Origin of the sequence: Caulobacter flavus (assembly GCF_003722335.1) — a bacterium.
Classification (GTDB): domain Bacteria; phylum Pseudomonadota; class Alphaproteobacteria; order Caulobacterales; family Caulobacteraceae; genus Caulobacter; species Caulobacter flavus.
Map to the genome: position 1 here is coordinate 1,722,671 of NZ_CP026100.1, position 18,054 is coordinate 1,740,724.

Here is an 18,054-nt window from a genome sequence, read left to right on the forward strand (position 1 = left end):
TCTTGCTGAGCGGGCCAATGCGCGCCGGCCGTAGGTGGTGATGCGCCTGCTCTGGCAGCCGAAAACCTCCTACGCCGGCTAGTTGGGCGAGGTGACGCCACCTAGTTCTTCCATCGCCCAAGAGGGGGGATCGATCGGCAGAGGCTTCGAGTATTGGAATGTTATAACACCCGCTAAGATGGGGCGGCTTCAGATTAAGCTTTCGCTAGTCTTTATATCGAGAGCCGTGCGGCCCAACGTGACTATATAACGCATTCACGCCGCGTGCGGCCTGGGCTATAGGCCGACTATGGTCGGAACGATGACATGGCTGAAGCAGGTCTCGGGAGCGCTTTGCGCGCTCCTGCTGCTCGCTTTTACGGTCGTTCCCGCCGCCGATGCCTTGCTCTGCGCCCCTGATGCGGCCTCGATGGTCAGCATCCAGGCCGCGGCCGATCAAGCCGTCGTCAAAGCTAGCGCCTCCAGCGATCATAGTCAGACGGGTCACCAGGATGGTGGCGACGTCTGTGTGCATGGCCACTGCCACCATCCGGGGCAGATCATCGCGCCGTTCATCTCTGGCGAAGCCATCAAGCAGATGGTCGCTCTGCGCCTTGCACCTGGTGTGGGCGACCTGCCTCCCTCGAACCAGCCCGACGGCCCCAAAGAACCCCCTCGCGCCTGACGTGGCCGCGCCTTTGCGCGCGTGACCGCCATCGTCAGTAACGCAATCTGGGATTCTCCATGTTCTCCCGTCTTGCCCGGCCCGCCGTTTTCGGCGCGGTTGCGGCGCTCGTCGGCTTCGGCGCGCCCCTGCGCGCCCTTGCTGAACCTGTCACCCTGGCCGACGCCCTTGCGCGCGCCCAGACCCAATCACCGATCGTGACCGCGGCCCAGGCCTCGGTCAACGCAGCCGAAGGTCGCGCCCGCCAGGCCGGCCTGATGCCAAACCCAGAAGCCGGCCTGCAGGCCGAGAACTTCGCCGGTTCTGGTCCCTATGGCAGCTTCGGCTCGGCCGAAACCACCCTGACGGTCAGTCAGCGGCTGGAACTGGGCGGCAAGCGCCGCACTCGCGCCGCCGCCGCCGACGCTGAAGTGGACGCCGCCCGTATCAGCTTCGCCATGGCCAAGGCCGACCTTAGCCAGGAAGTCACGGTGCGCTACGCCGAGGCCCTGGCTAGCGAGGACCGTCTGGTGCTGGCCCGCGAAACGGCGCAGCGCGCCGAGGGCCTTTCCAGCGTCGCAGCCACCCTGGTCGAGAGCGGCCGCGAGCCGCCGCTCAGGGCTCTGCGCGCCGAGGCCGCCAGCCGCGAGGCCGCCGCGGCCGTCATTGCCGCTGAGGCCGAGGCCCTGGCGGCCCGTCGGGCGCTGGTCTCCCTCTGGGGAGAGGCCAATGTCGCCGTCGAGCTGACGGACGCTGCACCTGCCGAGCGCAAGACCACCCTCGTCGATCCCGGCGAAACGCTCGACGTGCGCCTGGCGCGCGCCGAGAAGGCGACGGCGCAGGCTGTCATCGATCGCGAGCGCGCAGCGGCTCGTCCTGACCTGACGGTCCAGGCCGGCGTGCGACGTTTCGAGCAGACGGGCGACTCCGCCGTGATCGTCGGCTTCACCGCCCCGATCCCGGTGCTCAACCGCAACCAGGGCAACGTGGCGGCCGCCCGCGCCGACGCCACGGCCGCCGAAGCTAAAGAGCGCCTGGCGCTGGTGCGCTCGGTCCGGACGATCAACGACGCCGAGGCCTCGCTACGCGCGGCCGACGCCAAGCTGGCCGCCCTGGACGGCAAGATCGTCCCGCAGGCCCAGACCGCAGTCGACCTTTCTCGCAAGGGCTTCGAGGCCGGGAAGTTCTCCCTTCTCGAAGTGCTCGACGCCCAGACGGCTCTGACGGCTGCCCGTACCGACCTCATCGCCGCGCGCCTCGAGCGCGCCAAGGCCCTGGCCGCGCTCGAACGCGCCGCCGCTCAATAGGGGATTTTCTTGATGAAGACCCAAGACCGGAAGACCCTGCTCACCGCTGTCGCGGTCAGCAGCCTCCTCGCCGTAGGCGTCGGCGCGCTGGCCGGCCGTACGCTCCTGGCCCCGGCCGAAAAGCCGGCCGCTGCCGCCCCGGCCGAAGAAGATCACAAGGGTGAAAAGCCGCACGTCGCCATGAGCGGCGATCGGATCGCCTCGGAGAATATCCAGGTGGTCACCCTGGCCGCCGGCGGCCTCGATGCCGCGATCGTCACCCAGGCCACCGTGGCCGCCACGCCAAATGGCGCGGCGACCCTGGCGGCGCGCGCCGACGGCGCTGTGGTGCGCATCGTCAAGCGCCTTGGCGACAGCGTTGCGGCCGGCGAGACCATCGCCGCGATTGAAAGCCGAGACGCCGCCGCCATCAGCGCCGAACGCTCGGCCGCCGCGGCCAAGGCCACGGCCGCGCGCCAGGCCTTGGTGCGCGAGAAGAAGCTTTTCGACGCCAAGATCACCGCGCGTCAGGATCTTGAGGCTGCCCAGGCCGAGGCCGCCATCGCCGATGCAGAACTGCGCCGCGCCAGCAGCGCCGGGGCCGCCGCCGGGGTCTCGGGCAACGGCCGCACCATTGCCGTGACCAGCCCGATCTCGGGCCGCATTACCGGCTCCAATGCCGTGCTCGGCGCCTACGTCACGGCCGGGACCGAACTCTTCCGGGTCGCCGACCCGGCCAAGATCGAGGTCCAGGCCGCTCTGCCGGCCGCCGACGCTTTGCGCGTCAAGCCGGGCGATATCGCCAGCGTCGAGACCGCCACGGGTTCGATCCCGGCAGTCGTCCGTTCGGTGACCCCGGGCCTGGACGCCGAGAGCCGCTCGGCCACCGCCGTCCTGACCCTGTCGTCGGGCGTCTCGGACCTTGCCCCCGGCCAGGCCCTGCGCGCCCGCATCACTCCACGCGGGGCCGCCGTCGATGCTGGCCGGTTCGCAGCGCCAGACGAAGCCGTCCAGTCCGTCGAGGGCAAGGACGTTGTCTTCGTGCGCACCAAGACTGGCTTCGAACCGCGGCCGGTGAAGATCGGCCGCCGTGGCGGCGGCCAGGTCGAGATCGTCTCGGGCGTGAAGGTCGGTGAGCAGATTGCCGGCAAGGGCGCCTTCCTGCTGAAGGCCGAGATGGCCAAGGGGGAGGCCGAACATTGATCGGGCGCATCCTCGACCTATCGGTTCGCTTCCGCTGGGCGGTCGTGGCGCTCGTCGCGCTCGTCGCCTCCGTCGGTATCCTCAATCTGGTCCGCCTGCCGATCGACGCGGTGCCGGACATCACCAACAAGCAGGTGCAGATCAACACCGTCGCCTCGACCCTGGCCCCGGCCGAGGTTGAGAAGCTGGTCACCTACCCGGTGGAGACCGCCATGGCCGGTATCCCCGGCCTGGAGTCCACGCGCTCGATCTCGCGCAACGGCTTCTCGCAGGTGACGATCGTCTTCAAGGAGAAGACGGACATCTACTTCGCCCGCCAGCAGGTGGCCGAGCGCCTGACCCAGGTTCGCCAGAGCCTGCCGGCCGGCGCCGAGCCGGCGATGGGCCCGATCTCCTCGGGCCTGGGTGAGGTCCTGATGTGGACCGTCGCTTTCGAGCATCCGGGCGGCAAGGGCGCCAAGGCCAAGGACGGCGAGCCCGGCTGGCAGTCCGACGGGGCCTACCTGACCCCGACGGGCGAGCGGCTGGCCGATCCGACCGCCCAAGCAGCCTATCTGCGCGAAGTGCAGGACTGGATCGTCCGGCCACAGATGCGTTCGGTGCCTGGCGTCGCCGGCGTCGACTCCATCGGCGGGTTCGAGAAGCAGTTCGTGGTTCAGCCGGACGCCAGCCGCATGGCCGCCTATGGCGTGTCGTTCAGCGAACTGGCCACCGCCCTTGAAGCGGCCAACCTCGCGGTCGGCGCCAACTTCGTCGAGCGGGGAGGGGAGGCCTTCCTGGTCCGCGCTGATGCTCGCGTCAAATCGGTCGACGAGATCGCCCGCGCCACTGTCGCCAACCGCGGCGGAGTGCCCGTGTTCGTCCGCGACGTCGCCTCGGTCCGCATTGGCGGCGCCCTGCGTACCGGTGCGGCCTCGGAGAACGGCGAAGAAGTGGTCGTCGGTACGGTGCTGATGCTGACCGGCGAAAACAGCCGATCGGTGGCGGCCGCCTCGGGCAAGATGCTGGCCGAAGTCACCAAGTCGCTACCCGCCGACGTCAAGGCCCAGGTGGTCTACGACCGCTCCAAGCTGGTCGGCGCTACAATCAAGACCGTCGAGAAGAACCTCGTCGAAGGCGCTCTACTCGTCATCGTCGTGCTCTTCCTGCTGCTGGGCAACTTCCGCGCCGCCCTGATCACCGCCCTGGTGATCCCGCTGTCGATGCTGATGACCGCTATCGGCATGAACAAGCTGGGCGTCTCGGGCAACCTGATGAGCCTTGGGGCTCTGGACTTTGGTCTCATCGTCGATGGCGCGGTGATCATTGTCGAGAACAGCCTGCGTCGTCTGGCCGAGCGCCAGCACCACGAAGGCCGCCTGCTGACCCTGTCGGAACGGCTCGCCGAAACCCGCGAAGCGGCCCGCGAAATGATCTCCCCGACCGTCTATGGTCAGGCGATCATCCTGCTGGTCTATGCGCCGCTGCTGACGTTCACCGGCGTCGAGGGCAAGACCTTCTCGCCGATGGCGATCACGGTGATGCTGGCTCTGGCCGGCGCCTTCATCCTGTCGCTGACCTTCATCCCCGCCATGATCGCGCTGCTTATCCGCGGCAAGGTCGCTGAGAAGGAAGTAGCGGCCGTTCGCTGGACCAAATCCCGCTACGAGCCGCTGCTGCGCAAGGTTGTCGATCGTCCGCTGCCGGTGATCGTCGCCTCGATCGGCATCTTCCTGGCCGCGGCCGTGACCTTCAACTTCCTGGGTCGAGAGTTCACGCCTCAGCTCGACGAGAAGGACATGGCCATTCAGGCCCTGCGCATCCCGTCGACCTCGCTGGAGCAGTCGCTGCGGATGCAGCGGCGGATCGAGCGCCAGATCGCCACCTTCCCGGAAGTGGCCTTCGTCTACTCCAAGACCGGTACGGCCGAGGTCGCCAGCGACCCGATGCCGCCCAACGCCTCGGACAGCTTCGTCATCCTCAAGCCCAAGGAAGAGTGGCCCAACAAGAAGGAAACCAAGGCCGAGCTGATCGGCCGTATCGAGAACAAGCTCGAAGGCCTGACCGGCAACGCCTACGAGTTCAGCCAGCCGATCCAGATGCGCTTCAACGAGCTCATCGCCGGCGTGCGTGGCGACGTGGCCATCAAGGTCTACGGCGACGACCTCGAAGCCATGACCCGGACGGCCGAGGAGATCGCTGGCGTGCTGCGCACGGTCAAGGGCGCGGCCGACGTCAAGGTCGAGCAGACCTCGGGCTTCCCGACCTTGGACGTTACGCTCGACCGCGACGCCATCGGCCGCTTTGGCCTGACGGTCGAGGAGGTCGCCGACACCCTCGCCGTGGCGATGGGCGGTCGTGAAGCCGGCCTCGTCTTCCAGGGCGACCGGCGCTTTGACGTCACCGTTCGCCTGCCGGACGCCAGCCGCAACGATCTGGACGCGGTCGGCGCCTTGCCGGTGATGCTGCCGGAACGCGCCGGTGGCGGACCCCGAGCCTCGGTGCCGCTGCGCGACGTGGCCAAGTTCTCCTACTCGGAGGGGCTCAACCAGGTCAGCCGCGAGAACGGCAAGCGTCGGGTCGTCGTCCAGGCGAACGTCCGTGGCGCCGACCTTGGCTCGTTCGTTGGCGAAGCCCAGGAGAAGATCGGCCAGCAGGTCACCCTGCCGACCGGCTCCTGGCTGGTCTGGGGGGGTCAGTTCGAGAACCTCAAGGCCGCCCAGGCGCGCCTGGGCCTCGTCGTGCCGCTGTGTTTCCTGCTGATCTTCGGCCTGCTGTTCATGGCCCTGGGCGGTGTCGCGCCGGCTGCGGCGGTGTTTTCGGCCATTCCGCTGGCCCTGGCCGGCGGGGTGTTCGCCCTGGCGCTGCGAGGTATCCCGTTCTCGGTCTCGGCCGCGGTCGGGTTCATCGCGCTCTCCGGTGTGGCGGTGCTCAACGGCCTGGTGATGATGACCGCCATCCGCCAGCGCCTGGCCACTGGCCTTCCCCTGAAGGACGCGATCATCGACGGGGCCATGGAGCGCCTTCGACCGGTGATGATGACGGGTCTGGTCGCTTCGCTGGGGTTCGTTCCCATGGCGCTGGCGAGCGGTACCGGCGCGGAGGTCCAGCGTCCGCTGGCCACCGTCGTCATCGGCGGCCTGATCACGGCCACGGCCCTGACCCTCTTCGTCCTGCCCGCTATCTGCCGCTTCGTCCTGCGCAAGGCCGAGCGTCAGCAAGCGGCTTCCCCCCAGACCTAAGGAGGACGTGATGATCCCTGGAAACGCACTGCTGCTGCGGATCTACACCGATGAGAATGCGATGTCGGGCGACCGCCCGTACTTCGAGGCCCTCGTCGAGCGCGCGCGCCTGGTCGGGTTGGCCGGGGCCACTGTCCTGCGCGGCCTGAGGGGCTTTGGGGCCTCGAGCATCATGCACGGCGGAGGCGGGTTTCATCTGAACTCGAACCTGCCCGTGGTGGTCGAGATCGTCGACGAGGAGGCCAAGATTCGTCCCTTCATCGACGGCCTGGAGCAGGGCGACGAGATTGGTCTCGTCACGCTCGAGAAGGTGGAAGTGGTCCGCTACGGCGGTCACCGCATCCACTACGTGTAAGGGTGTCGCGGCGCGCCGGCTTTCAGCGCGCCGCGTCCCCGGCCTTCCGCGCCGGCGGAACGTCCGGCGCGCCCCGCAAGCGGGAGCACCGAAGTGACCATCACAGTCACGGTTGAAACCGAAATCCCCGCGCCACTCCCCAAGGTTTGGCGCACCCTCATCGACTTCGAGCGGTACGGCCAATGGCATCCGCACCACAGGATCTCAGGCTTGGCCGAGCCCGGCGCGCGCGTGGTCATGCTCTTTGGCGATGACGACAAGTCGCTGCTGAAGATCCCAGCCAAGATTGTCGCCTTCGAACCTGAGCAACGCGTGGTGTTCAGGACCGGGCGGCCGGTTTACGGCCGGGCGTTCGAGACGATGGAGGTGGTGGCCACCCACCGCGGCGTTCGCCTTAGGCACTCGGCCGAGGTCCCCCTCTGGAGCGCCTGGCTCAAGGGCGGGCGAGCCAAGTTCGAGGCTGGCATGACCCTGGCCTATCGCCAGGTCGGCGCAGCCCTCGTCAAGCAGATCGCCAAGGATCGAGCCAAGACCTCGCCCGGGCGCGCCGCGCGCCGAAGCCGAATTTCCCGATGATCTGGCGCGGTCCTTAGGGCCGGGCCTTCACCGACACCTAAAAGACAGAGGAGGGCTGCCATGGGCGCCAACCACAGTCACGAAAGCCGCGCCAAGTCGGGCGCGAGCGAGCCGCATGAGGACCACGGCGGTCTTCTGGGCGGGAACATCGAACTTATCGCCTCCCTGCTGTGCGGGGCGATTCTGGCCATGGGCTTCGCCATCGAAAAGCTGGCGTCAGGGGCGCCGGCCATGCTGCCGTTGATCGCTTACCTCGCAGCCTACGCCTTAGGCGGGTTCTTCACCCTGCGTGAAGCGATCGAGAAGCTTCGTGCCCGTAAGTTCGAGATCGACACCCTGATGCTGGTGGCGGCGATCGGCGCGGCCTGCCTTGGCGAATGGGCCGAGGGGGCGCTCCTTCTCTTCCTCTTCAGCCTGGGCCACGCGCTCGAACACTACGCCATGGGCAAGGCGCGCAAGGCCATCGAGGCCCTGGCCGCCTTGGCGCCGACCATCGCCCGGGTCCGCCAGGGCGATGACCTGATAGAGACTCCGGTCGAGGAGGTGGTGATCGGCGACGTCGTCGTCGTCCGCCCCAATGAACGCCTGCCTGCCGACGGCTTCGTGATCAAGGGCGTCAGCGCGGTGGACCAGGCGCCGATCACCGGGGAAAGTGTTCCGGTAGACAAGTCCCCCGTGGCTGATGCGGCCCTGGCCCGAACCCGGCCCAACGCCGTCGAGGCCGCCTCCAAGGTCTTTGCTGGCACGATCAACGGCGAGGGCGTCCTCGAGGTCGAGGTGACGCGCCTTTCGACCGAGAGCGCCCTGGCCCGCGTGGTCAAGATGGTCAGCGAGGCCGAGACCCAGAAGTCGCCGACCCAACGCTTCACCGACCGCTTCGAGCGGGTGTTCGTGCCGCTCGTGCTGATTACGGCCGGGCTACTGCTGCTCGCCGGCTTCGTGATCGACGAGCCGTTTTCCAAGACCTTCTATCGGGCGATGGCGGTCCTGGTCGCGGCCAGTCCCTGCGCCTTGGCGATCGCCACGCCGAGCGCGGTGCTGTCGGGTGTCGCCCGCGCTGCGCGCGGCGGGGTGTTGATCAAAGGCGGTGCGCCGCTGGAGAACCTAGGCTCGCTGAGAGCGATCGCCTTCGACAAGACTGGCACCCTGACCGAAGGGCGTCCGCGCATCACTGATGTGGTGACCACCGGCGAGGCGTCGGAAGACGAACTGCTGCGCGTGGCCGTGGCGGTCGAGCAACTGAGCGACCACCCTTTGGCGGCGGCGATCGCGCGCGATGGTCGCGAGCGCCTCGGCGGCGCTGCTGTCCCAGAGGCCGACGACCTTCGCAGCCTGACTGGCCGCGGGGTGACCGCCCGGCTGAACGGCCAGGAGATCTGGATCGGCAAGGCCGAGATGTTCGGCGTCGATGGCCTGATCCCGCTGCAGCCGGGCACGGCCGGCGCCATCGCCCGACTGCGCGACCAGGGACGCACTACCATGGTCGTGCGGCGGGGCGAGGAAGATCTCGGCGTCATCGGCCTGCTCGACACGCCGCGGCCGGCAGCCAAGCGGGCCTTGGCCGCACTACGCGGTCTTGGGGTCCAGCGGATGATCATGATCTCAGGCGACCACCAAAAGGTCGCCGACGCCATCGCCGCCGAGGTCGGCCTCGACGAGGCCTGGGGTGATCTCATGCCCGAGGACAAGGTCAAGGCGATCAAGAAGCTCAGCGCCGAGGACAGGGTCGCCATGGTCGGTGACGGGGTCAACGACGCCCCGGCCATGGCCAGCGCCACGGTCGGCGTGGCGATGGGGGCGGCCGGCTCGGACGTCGCGCTTGAGGCCGCCGACGTCGCCCTGATGGCCGACGACCTGGCTCGATTCCCGTTCGTGATGGGCCTTAGCCGACGCACCCGCGGGATCATCCTGCAGAACATGGTCGTCAGCCTCGGCGTCGTCCTCGTCCTGGTCCCCGCGACGGTGCTGGGCCTGGGGATCGGGCCGGCCGTGGCCGTCCACGAGGGCTCGACCCTGATCGTCGTGATCAACGCCCTTCGCCTCCTGGCTTACCGCGAAAAGCCCCTTCCGGGCGGTGATTGACCTGACGGTCGTCGCGTCGCGCGCGTCGCATTCATCAACCTAGCGGACTGGAGCAGATCAATGACCAAGTCCAACATAGAGGGCGGGGCGGCAGGGATCGCCGCCTCCGGCCTGAAGGCTCAGCAGGCCCGCATGCGCGTGCTGGCCGAGAACATCGCCAATGCCGCTTCCACGGCTCGAACCCCGGAAGGCGAGCCCTATCGTCGACAGGTTCCCGTCTTCAGGGTGGCGATGGTTGGCGAGGAGCGGGGCGTGGAGATGGCTGGGGTCAAGCCCGACCCGTCGGCCTTTCCGAAGCGATACGACCCAGGCCATCCAGCCGCCAACGCTGCCGGATATGTTCAGCTGCCCAACGTTAACTCGTTGGCCGAGGCCTTGGACTTCAAGCAGGCGATGCGGTCCTACGAGGCCAATCTGAACATCATGGAAAGCCAGGACGCGATGGATAAGGCCACTCTCTCCATCCTGAACAAGCGTTAGGACGGGCGCGCCGGCCCCGGGTCTCGGGGACGGCGCGCATCTGCTCAGGGGGTAAGGCCGCCGATCCGCGATCGGATCCAGCCGCGAGCCGGCGTTTCCCAGACCGCGTGGATGACGAAGGCGGCGGCCAGGGTGACAACGAGCAGGACGCCCGCCTCCCAGAAGGCCAGCCGATAGCTGCTGTCGAGACCGGTCAGTAGGGCCATGGCGTTTTTCCAGATCACGATGATGGGGAAGTGCACGACATAGACCGCGTAGGAGGCCTCGCCCGCGCGCAAAGCCAGGGGATGGTCGAGCACCGGCACGCGGCCGGTCTGGCTGAGCCAGGCCAGGGAGAGGATCAAGGGGCCGGTGAGCGCCACGGTCGCACGTTCGTCGATCTGCAACTGCATCGCCGTCAGGAGAGCAAGGCCGGAGGCGAGGGACGCCAAGATGGCCTGGGCGCGGGTGAGCTCGATCCGCCGCCAGAGCTGCTGCAGCGCGATGCCGAACAGGAACTCGCCGGGTATCCGCATCAGGCCCATGATGGAGTCGGCCTGGGTGACGATCAGGCCAAACCAGCGCTGATAGGCCAGGTCGAGCGCGACGAAGATGGTCACCGCAGCGAGGAGGGGGAGCCAGGGCTTGCGGCCCGGCTTCAAGCCGATCCAGGCGAAGATCGGGAAGGCGATATAGGCGCCCCATTCGGCCGACAGGGACCAGGCCGGACCATTCCATTCTGGCGGCGGGATCATCGGGACCCAGGCCTGAACAAGCACGAGATCGGCCAGCCAGCCGACCAGATTGTAGCGCGCCGGATCGAACGGCTGGCGCAGCAACAAGGCGGCCAGCCCGGCCAGCCCCATGATGACCAGGACCAGTAGGTGCGTCGGATAGATCCGCGCCAGGCGCGCGATCAGAAAGCGTCGGTGGCTGTAACGATCCTCGCGGACCTGTCGGCCGTAGACATGGGCCAGGATGAAGCCCGAGAGGACGAAGAACATGTCTACGCCCAGGCGGGCGCGCTCGAGCAGCGGAATGGCCGGTTGGCCGGGAGCCAACATCTCGACCTGATAGTGGAACAGCACCACCCCGAGCGCGAAGAGGAAGCGGATACTGGTCAGAGCGGGCAGCAGAGGCGCGCTCGCGTGTACGGACGCGCGAAAGGGATCGGCGGACGAGAGCTTCTCGCCACGCGGCAGGACCTCGATGGGCACGGTGGGTCTCCAGCAAAAGAACGGGGGGCGTGAGGGCGAACCTCAGGCCGTGAAGCGTTCGATGCTGGAGGGTCTGGGAGGCGGCGTGGGCGGGCCTGGCCGAGCCTGGGCGACCAGGCGCGAGGCGTCCAAGCAGGTTCGATCCGAAGTCACAACCAAGCTTGAGGGCAGGGCGATTTTCGTCTCGGCAAGGCAGACGGCGTCATGGTGATGGGCCCCATGGGGCGGGGCGCCTTCGGGACAGTTCTGGCTGCTGACCCAGATGCTCGTGGCGTGCGCCTGACTCGCCTGCGTCGCATAAGTCTGGATCGAGGCCTTGGCTGGTGAGGGGGAACTGAAATCCTGGTCGCAGGGGGGCGGCAGGGACGCCGCCAGGGCGATGATGCACAGGATGAGAGCCGTCTTGGGCGCGCCGCTGGCGCCGGTGTCTTGGCATTGCGGCGCAAGCCCCTCGCCATCCAGAAGCGGAGCGATCTGGGCGGCGACGAGCGCGCCGGCCGTCAAGCGTCGAGCGAGACTTGCGACCTGGCTGAGACTTTTGTCGGACCGCCGCGTCAGCGACGGTTGGATCGCCGCGGGGGCGCTGATCTCCATACCGGACAGGTCCTCTCCCATCGCCAAGCGCCGCTCGCAGGCGCCATCCTGGCAAGCGTCACTAGGCCGGCAGCAAGGCCAAAATGGCAAGAGGCGAGGGTGAGCTTGCGACTGGGCGCAACGGGAACGATCATGCTGCTCGACGGCTTGAGGCAGCGTATCCGCTGGCCCGCTGGCCGGCCTTCGGAGGGAAGGGACAGACATGGGCGCAGGGCATGACCATGGTGCGGGACAGGCCAACGCCAAGTCTTTGGCGATCGCCCTGGCGCTGACCTCGATCTTCCTTGTCGCCGAGGTGGTGGCGGGGGTCGTCTTCAACAGCCTGGCGCTGCTATCGGACGCCGCGCACATGTTCACCGATGCCGCAGCCCTGGCCATCGCCCTCGCCGCGATCCGTCTGGGGCGCCGCCAAGCCAACGAACGTCACACCTTCGGCTACCGGCGCTTCGAGATCCTCGCCGCGGCGTTCAACGCCGTGCTGCTGTTCGCTGTGGCGATTTACGTCCTCGTTGAGGGCATCAAGCGCATCCTCAACCCCGAGCCCGTGCAGTCGATGGGCATGATGCTGGTCGCGGTGCTTGGTCTCATCGTCAACCTCGTGGCCATGCGCCTGCTCAGCGCCGGCAAGGACAGCAGCCTCAACGTCAAGGGCGCCTATCTGGAAGTCTGGGCCGACATGCTCGGCTCGGTGGGGGTGATCGCCGGGGCGATCGTCATTTGGCTGACCGGCTGGCGCTTCGTTGATCCGATCGTGGCTATCGCCATAGGCCTGTGGGTGCTCCCACGAACCTGGATCCTGCTGCGCGACACCAGCCGGATCCTCCTCGAGGGCGCGCCCGTCGGCGTCGATGTCGCCGCCGTGCGCGCCGCGATCGCGGCCGCGCCGGGTGTTGCGGGTGTGCATGACCTCCACGTCTGGGTCTCGGGCGCCGATCAGGCCAGTTGCTCGGTGCATGTCGTCCTGGCCGACGGCGCCTCGGGCGACGGGGTGCGTAAGATCCTGGCCTCAATGCTCGAAGCCAAGTTCGACCTGCACCACGTCACCATCCAAACCGAGGTTGAGCCCTGCGAGGACGCAGACGGACTTCACCCATAAAGGCCGAGGCGGTCCGCCACTGGCGACAACCCGTGGCGACTGCCGACTGAGGGGGAGACTGGCCCCTCTCCCCGCGGGAGAGGGGGGCGACCTGCCGCGTGAGCGTTTCCAGCGACCTAGAGAAACTTCTCCGCCAGTTGGCGCTTTCCACGCGGGTCGACGTTCGTGATCTCGTTCCTGGCGGGGTAGTAGAATCCCGAAACGTAGAGATCGTGCTCACCGATCTCGACACGGACCGACAACTCCTCATTGTCTTCCCACGTGTCACGCACCGACGCCTTGCAGGTTTCTCCGCGCAGCTCGAAGGTGAAGGAGGGCGCCTTTTGATCCCAATTGGTCACTGCCGTGCGGATGAGCGTCTCGCCGATCGAGTTGCGCTTCTTCTGTGAGAGCATATCCAGCGACGACTCCTTGATCGGCCCGAACATGCCGCTCTCGTTCATCGCCTCCAGGATCTTACGCATGTGCGCGCCCGTGTGCTGGTTTACGAACAAGGAGGAGCGGGACCCGTGGGGGCGTCCCAGGATATAGGAGCGGATGTTCCACCAGGTCTCCGCCACCTGCGCGTTGGCCGCTTCGCTAGCCGAACGGGAGACGAACCAACCAAGGGCGTCGCGGCTTCGGATCGTGCCGTCGCCTTCGAGTTCGACATTCAGGGCGGTGACCACGACCGGATAGGCCTGGTCCGAATAGAGCGGCTCAGGCAGCCGGTGCGCCTCGAGCCCCGGCACCGCGTTCACGGCCTTCACCAACTGGTCCGCCGTCTTGTCGGAATAGGGGCAAGTCACAAAGCCGCGGACGAACTCGATCGTGTGATCAAGACCCTTGTAGGCTTCGACCTGCTGAAGGCTGGACCGGTGCATGCGGGAGGTTTGGGGCGGTAAGGTCAGGAGCGGGTGCCAGTCCGGATACCCGTCAGTGACGCTACCCAGTTCCTCAATCAGTCGCTCGACGACTGCGCGCCCGGCCGCGGGGTCATCGAGCGACTTGGTCAGATAGGTGATGGCGGCGGCGTTCTGCTGCGCCGCTACGGTGGGGGATCGAAACTCCATGGCCTGAAACTCGCGTGTTTTTGATCGTTCACGTAAAGATACCATTTCACGTGAGTTGGTCAAGATTTTGCCCTGCGCCCTATTCGGTCGCTCTTAGGGCGGGGTCCGCCGAGACCGCGTTCGGCGCCATCTCGGCCTCGCGCGGGGTGGTCCAGCGGGCCATTTTCGGGGTGACCCAACGCTCGATGTCGTCGACGATCTCGTAGACTGCCGGCACCACCACCAGCGACAGTAGGGTCGAGGTGACGAGACCTCCGATCACGGCGATGGCCATCGGCTGGCGGAACTCCGAGCCGGCGCCGATGCCTAGGGCCGTGGGGATCATGCCGGCCATCATCGCCAGGGTTGTCATGATGATCGGGCGGGCCCGTTCGCGACAGGCGTCGACGATGGCCTCGCGCTGGCTCATGCCCTCTCGTTCGCGTTCGATGGCGTACTCGACCAGCAGGATCGAGTTCTTGGCCGCAAGACCCATCAGCATCAGGAAGCCGATCAGCGACGGCGTCGACAGCGACTCCCCGGTGACCAGCAGGGCGATGAACGCGCCGCCGATCGCCAGGGGCAGGGCCGAAAGGATGGTGATCGGTTTGAAGAAGCTGCGGAACAGCAGCACCAGCACGCCGTAGACGAGGCCGATGGCCGAGAGCAGGGCCACTGCGAACCCGGTGAAGAGCTCGATGAAGGCTTGTTGGTCGCCGTCCGAGGCCGGACCGACGCCGGGCGGCAGAGACTTCATGCTGGGCAGGTTCTTGATCTCGGCGACCGCCTGGCCAAGCTCGGCGCCGTTGTTGAGATCGGCGTCGATGGAGACCTGCCGTTTGCGGGCGTAGCGGTCGATCTTGGCTGGTCCAGCCTGGAACGCCAGGTCGGCGATGGCGTCCAGCCTCGTGGTGCCGCCGCTTGCGGTTGGGATGCGAAGGGCGCCGAGGACCGCAAGATCTGTGCGGCTTTCGGCAGGCAGGCGCACCCGGATCGGGATGCGGCGCTCGCCCTGGGTCATCTTGGCGATGTTGGCGTCGACGTCGCCGACGGTCGCCACGCGAACGATTGCGGCGATGTCGGCGGCGTTGACGCCCAGGCGGGCGGCTTCGTCGGCGCGCGGCCGGATGACGATCTCCGGGCCGCGGGGCGGGCTGGACGGACGTGGATCGGCGATGGTGGTCAGCGAGCGCATCTCGCGCTCGATCTTGGCGGCGGTGCGTTCCAGCTGGTCGCCGTCCTCGGAGACCAGGATGGTCTCGACCTCGGACGCGCGGAAGTCACCCTGGATGCTGACCCGGGCGTCGGGAATGGTCCGCAGGCTGTCGCGGACGGCCTGCTTGATCTGTGTCACGGTCTGATCGCGGTCTTCCTTAATCACGACGGTGATCGTGCCGTCACGAACGTCGGCGCCGCCTTGGCCGCCCAGGCCGCTGCTCGCCGTCGAGCCCACCTGGGCGAAGACGTGAACGGTCTCGGGCCGCTTGCGAAAGAGAGTGGTGACCGCCTGGACGGTTCGATCCATGTCGGCCGTGGTCGCCCCGGGCGGGCCCTGGATCTTCAGGTAGTAGTAGTCGGCGTTACCGGCCGGCTGGAAGCCGGTGGGAAGCATGCCGGCGATCCCAAACGAGCCGATGAACATCAGGAAGGCGATCACGCAGGCAAGGATCCGGTGATCCAGCGTCCAGTCGAGCATGGCGCGATAGAAGCCCTTGAACGGCGGCCGCTCGTGAGCGCGCTTGGCGGGCTTGAGGAAGTAAGCGGCCAACAGCGGGGTCAGCAGGCGCGCGACGACCAGCGAGAACATCACCGCCACCGCCACGGTCAGTCCGAACTCCTTGAAGAACTGGCCAGGGATGCCTGGCATGAACGAGACCGGCACGAAGACGGCCACGATGGTGAAGGTGGTGGCTACGACGGCCAGGCCGATGGCGTCGGCGCCCTCCATGGCGGCCTGGAAGGGGCGCTGTCCGGCTACGACCCGCTTTTCGATGTTCTCGATCTCGACGATGGCGTCGTCGACCAGGATGCCGATGACCAGGGTCAGGCCAAGCAGGGTGACCACGTTCAGCGAGAAGCCGACCATCGCCAGGAAGATGAAGGTCGGAACCAGCGACACGGGCATGGCGATGGCGGTGATGAGGGTGGCGCGCCATTCGCGCAGGAAGAAGAACACCACCAGCGAAGCCAGAAGCATGCCCTCGACCAGGGTGCGCTCGGTGGCCGCGAAGCTCTTGCGGGTCTCGTCCACGGTCGAGAAGATCTTCACGAACTGGACGTCGGCGTGCTTGGCCTCCAGGGCTGCGATGACCTTCTTGACGTTGGCTTCGACGGCTACGTCGCTGGCCTCTCGGGTCTTGATGATCTGGAAGGCCACGACCGGCTTGGCGTCGAGACGGGCGAAGCCCCGCTGCTCGGCCGCGCCCTGGCCAACCTCGGCGACGTCGGTCAGTTTCACGTAACGGCCGGCGACGGGGATGGTGATCTGGCGGAGCTGATCGACGCTGGTCGCCGCGCCCAGCACCCGCAGGGTCTGTTCACGGCCGCCGACATTGGCGCGACCGCCGGGGCTGTCGAGGCTGAAGCTGGCCAGGGCCTGGCTGACCTGAGGCGCGGTGATGCCGAAGGCGGTAAGACGGGCCGGGTCGACGACCACGTTGATCTCGCGATCGACGCCGCCCACGCGGTTGACCTGCGCCACGCCCTTTTCGCCCTGCATGGCGCGGGTGACGGTGTCGTCGATGAACCACGACAGCTCGGTCGGGCTCATGCCGGGCGCCGAGACGGCGTAGGTGGTGATCGGCGCGCCGGTGATCTCCAGGCGCTGGATGAGCGGCTCGTCGATCTCCTTGGGCAGGTTGGCGCGGGCCTGGTCGACCTTGGAGCGCACCTCGTCGGTGGCCTTTTGCAGGTCCTCGCCGAGATTGAACTGGATGGTGGTCGTCGACACGCCCTGAACGACCGAAGAGCGGATGGTCTTGATGTTGGAGATCCCGGCCACGGCGTCCTCGACCGGCCGGGTGACCTGGGTCTCCATCTCGCCGGCGGCCGCGCCGCTTTGGGTGACCGTCACGGTGACGGCGGGGGACTCGATGTTGGGGAACTGCTTGATCGGCAGGCTGAGGTAGCAGCCAATGCCGGCGATCATCAGCGCGATGAAGAGGACGGCGACGGGGATCGGGTTCTTGATCGCCCAGGCGGAGATGCGGAGCTCAGCAGCCATTAGCGCACCACCTGGCGATCGGTCTTCGAGGTTTCCGGGGGCAGGACGAGCTCGCCGTCGCCGATGAAGGCCGCGCCGCCCAGGGCGATGCGGCTGCCGGCGGGCGGGCCTTGCACCAGCTCCACCCAACCGCCGCCTCTCTGTCCGACCTTGACCGGGACCTGCCGCGCCCGGTTGGCGGCGTCGACGGTGACGATCGACACGCCGTCGGCCTCGTAGCGGATCGCAGCCTCCGGGACCGCGGCGACCGAGCGTCCCGCCGCGCCGAAGGCGGCGTGGGCGAAACCGCCAGGCCGCAGGTCAGAGCGGACGGGCAAGCGCACGCGCACCTTGCCCAGGCGCGTGCCAGAGTCGACGCGGGGGCTGATCAGGCGAACCACGCCATCGACGGTCTGGCCGCTGGGCAGGGTGACCATCGCCGGTTGACCGACGCGGATGGCCGAGAGGTCGGCTTCATTGACCTCGGCGTCCAGTTCGACAAGGCCGTCGCGGGCGATGACGAACCAGGCGTCGCCGCCGGCCGCGGCGATCTGGCCCGGTTTGACGCCGCGCTGGAGCAGAAGGCCCGAGACAGGCGCGGTGATGCTCATGCGGCCAAGGCGCGTGCGCTGCTCGGCGAGCGCGGCAGCCTCGGCCCGAGCTGAGAAACGGCGGCTGTCGATCTGCTCCTGGCTGAGCACGCCCTGGCCGTCGAGTTCGGTGACGCGGGCGGCCTCGGCCTGGGCCCTGGCGGTCTTGGCCGCCTGCTGGTCGAGCTGGGCCTTCAGGAGGGTGGCGTCCATCTGGGCCAGGGGCTGGCCGGCCTGCACCCAGTCGCCCTCGTCGGCGAAGAGGTGAGCGACGCGATAGCCAGAGAGCTCCGAGCCGACGACGGCCTCCTCGCGCGAGACCAGCTGGCCCGAGGCCACCAAAGCGCCGCCCAGCGGCCGCACCTCGACGCGGCCCAGGCTGACAGCCCGGCCCTGGGCGGGCGCCGCGCGCGGCGCAGCTTCCTTGCCGCCGCAAGCGGTCAGGCCCACCGCGGCGATCAGCATCGCGGCGGAGATCACATGGCGGGTCTTCATAGGG

At 67.7% G+C, this 18,054-nt stretch carries 14 protein-coding genes; 9 read left to right on the forward strand and 5 right to left on the reverse strand.

Translation table 11 applies throughout. The annotated features are described in order from the left end of the window. Positions 1-301: 301 nt before the first annotated feature. From C1707_RS08075 to flgC, 8 genes are all read left to right on the forward strand, one after another. Positions 302-664: a hypothetical protein gene (locus tag C1707_RS08075; RefSeq protein ID WP_101714113.1), complete on the forward strand. Its 363-nt coding sequence runs from the start codon at positions 302-304 to the stop codon at positions 662-664. A gap of 59 nt (positions 665-723) precedes the next feature. Further along, entirely contained in the window at positions 724-1,950 is a 1,227-nt protein-coding gene (locus C1707_RS08080; protein ID WP_101714114.1) for a TolC family protein, read from the forward strand. A 12-nt stretch (positions 1,951-1,962) separates the two neighbouring features. Further along, positions 1,963-3,132 (forward strand): efflux RND transporter periplasmic adaptor subunit, encoded by a 1,170-nt coding sequence (locus C1707_RS08085; RefSeq protein WP_101713614.1) that lies wholly within the window; start codon positions 1,963-1,965, stop codon positions 3,130-3,132. Continuing rightward, entirely contained in the window at positions 3,129-6,353 is a 3,225-nt protein-coding gene (locus tag C1707_RS08090) for an efflux RND transporter permease subunit (protein WP_123170731.1), read from the forward strand. Before C1707_RS08085 ends, C1707_RS08090 begins: the two co-directional genes overlap by 4 nt. 10 nt (positions 6,354-6,363) lie before the next feature. Next, a complete protein-coding gene (locus tag C1707_RS08095) occupies positions 6,364-6,708 on the forward strand; it encodes a DUF190 domain-containing protein (protein WP_180896938.1) in 345 nt (114 codons plus the stop codon). A gap of 93 nt (positions 6,709-6,801) precedes the next feature. Next, the gene (locus C1707_RS08100; RefSeq protein WP_101714326.1) at positions 6,802-7,284 is read left to right on the forward strand and encodes an SRPBCC family protein; all 483 of its coding nucleotides are present in this window, start codon (positions 6,802-6,804) and stop codon (positions 7,282-7,284) included. A 60-nt stretch (positions 7,285-7,344) separates the two neighbouring features. Next, on the forward strand, positions 7,345-9,366 hold the full coding sequence (locus C1707_RS08105; RefSeq protein WP_101714327.1) for a heavy metal translocating P-type ATPase: 2,022 nt from the start codon (positions 7,345-7,347) through the stop codon (positions 9,364-9,366). A 60-nt stretch (positions 9,367-9,426) separates the two neighbouring features. Next, a complete protein-coding gene (gene flgC / locus C1707_RS08110; protein ID WP_101714328.1) occupies positions 9,427-9,846 on the forward strand; it encodes a flagellar basal body rod protein FlgC in 420 nt (139 codons plus the stop codon). 44 nt (positions 9,847-9,890) lie between these two features. Here flgC and C1707_RS08115 read toward each other — a convergent pair whose 3' ends face one another. Then, complete coding sequence (locus C1707_RS08115; protein WP_101714329.1) at positions 9,891-11,042, reverse strand: acyltransferase family protein; 1,152 nt, start codon at positions 11,040-11,042, stop codon at positions 9,891-9,893. A 42-nt stretch (positions 11,043-11,084) separates the two neighbouring features. Then, positions 11,085-11,636: a hypothetical protein gene (locus C1707_RS08120; protein ID WP_145998441.1), complete on the reverse strand. Its 552-nt coding sequence runs from the start codon at positions 11,634-11,636 to the stop codon at positions 11,085-11,087. 202 nt (positions 11,637-11,838) lie between these two features. Here C1707_RS08120 and C1707_RS08125 point away from each other — a divergent pair, with 202 nt between their 5' ends. Next, positions 11,839-12,732 (forward strand): cation diffusion facilitator family transporter, encoded by an 894-nt coding sequence (locus C1707_RS08125; RefSeq protein WP_101714331.1) that lies wholly within the window; start codon positions 11,839-11,841, stop codon positions 12,730-12,732. A gap of 116 nt (positions 12,733-12,848) precedes the next feature. Here C1707_RS08125 and C1707_RS08130 read toward each other — a convergent pair whose 3' ends face one another. The 3 genes from C1707_RS08130 to C1707_RS08140 form a co-directional block, all read right to left on the reverse strand. Then, positions 12,849-13,784 carry a hypothetical protein gene (locus tag C1707_RS08130; protein WP_101714332.1) on the reverse strand — a complete coding sequence of 312 codons (936 nt, stop codon included), beginning with the start codon at positions 13,782-13,784 and terminating at the stop codon, positions 12,849-12,851. 79 nt (positions 13,785-13,863) lie between these two features. Further along, entirely contained in the window at positions 13,864-16,986 is a 3,123-nt protein-coding gene (locus tag C1707_RS08135) for an efflux RND transporter permease subunit (RefSeq protein WP_101714333.1), read from the reverse strand. Beyond that, positions 16,986-18,050 carry an efflux RND transporter periplasmic adaptor subunit gene (locus C1707_RS08140; RefSeq protein WP_101714334.1) on the reverse strand — a complete coding sequence of 355 codons (1,065 nt, stop codon included), beginning with the start codon at positions 18,048-18,050 and terminating at the stop codon, positions 16,986-16,988. Before C1707_RS08140 ends, C1707_RS08135 begins: the two co-directional genes overlap by 1 nt. Between the last annotated feature and the right edge of the window lie 4 nt (positions 18,051-18,054).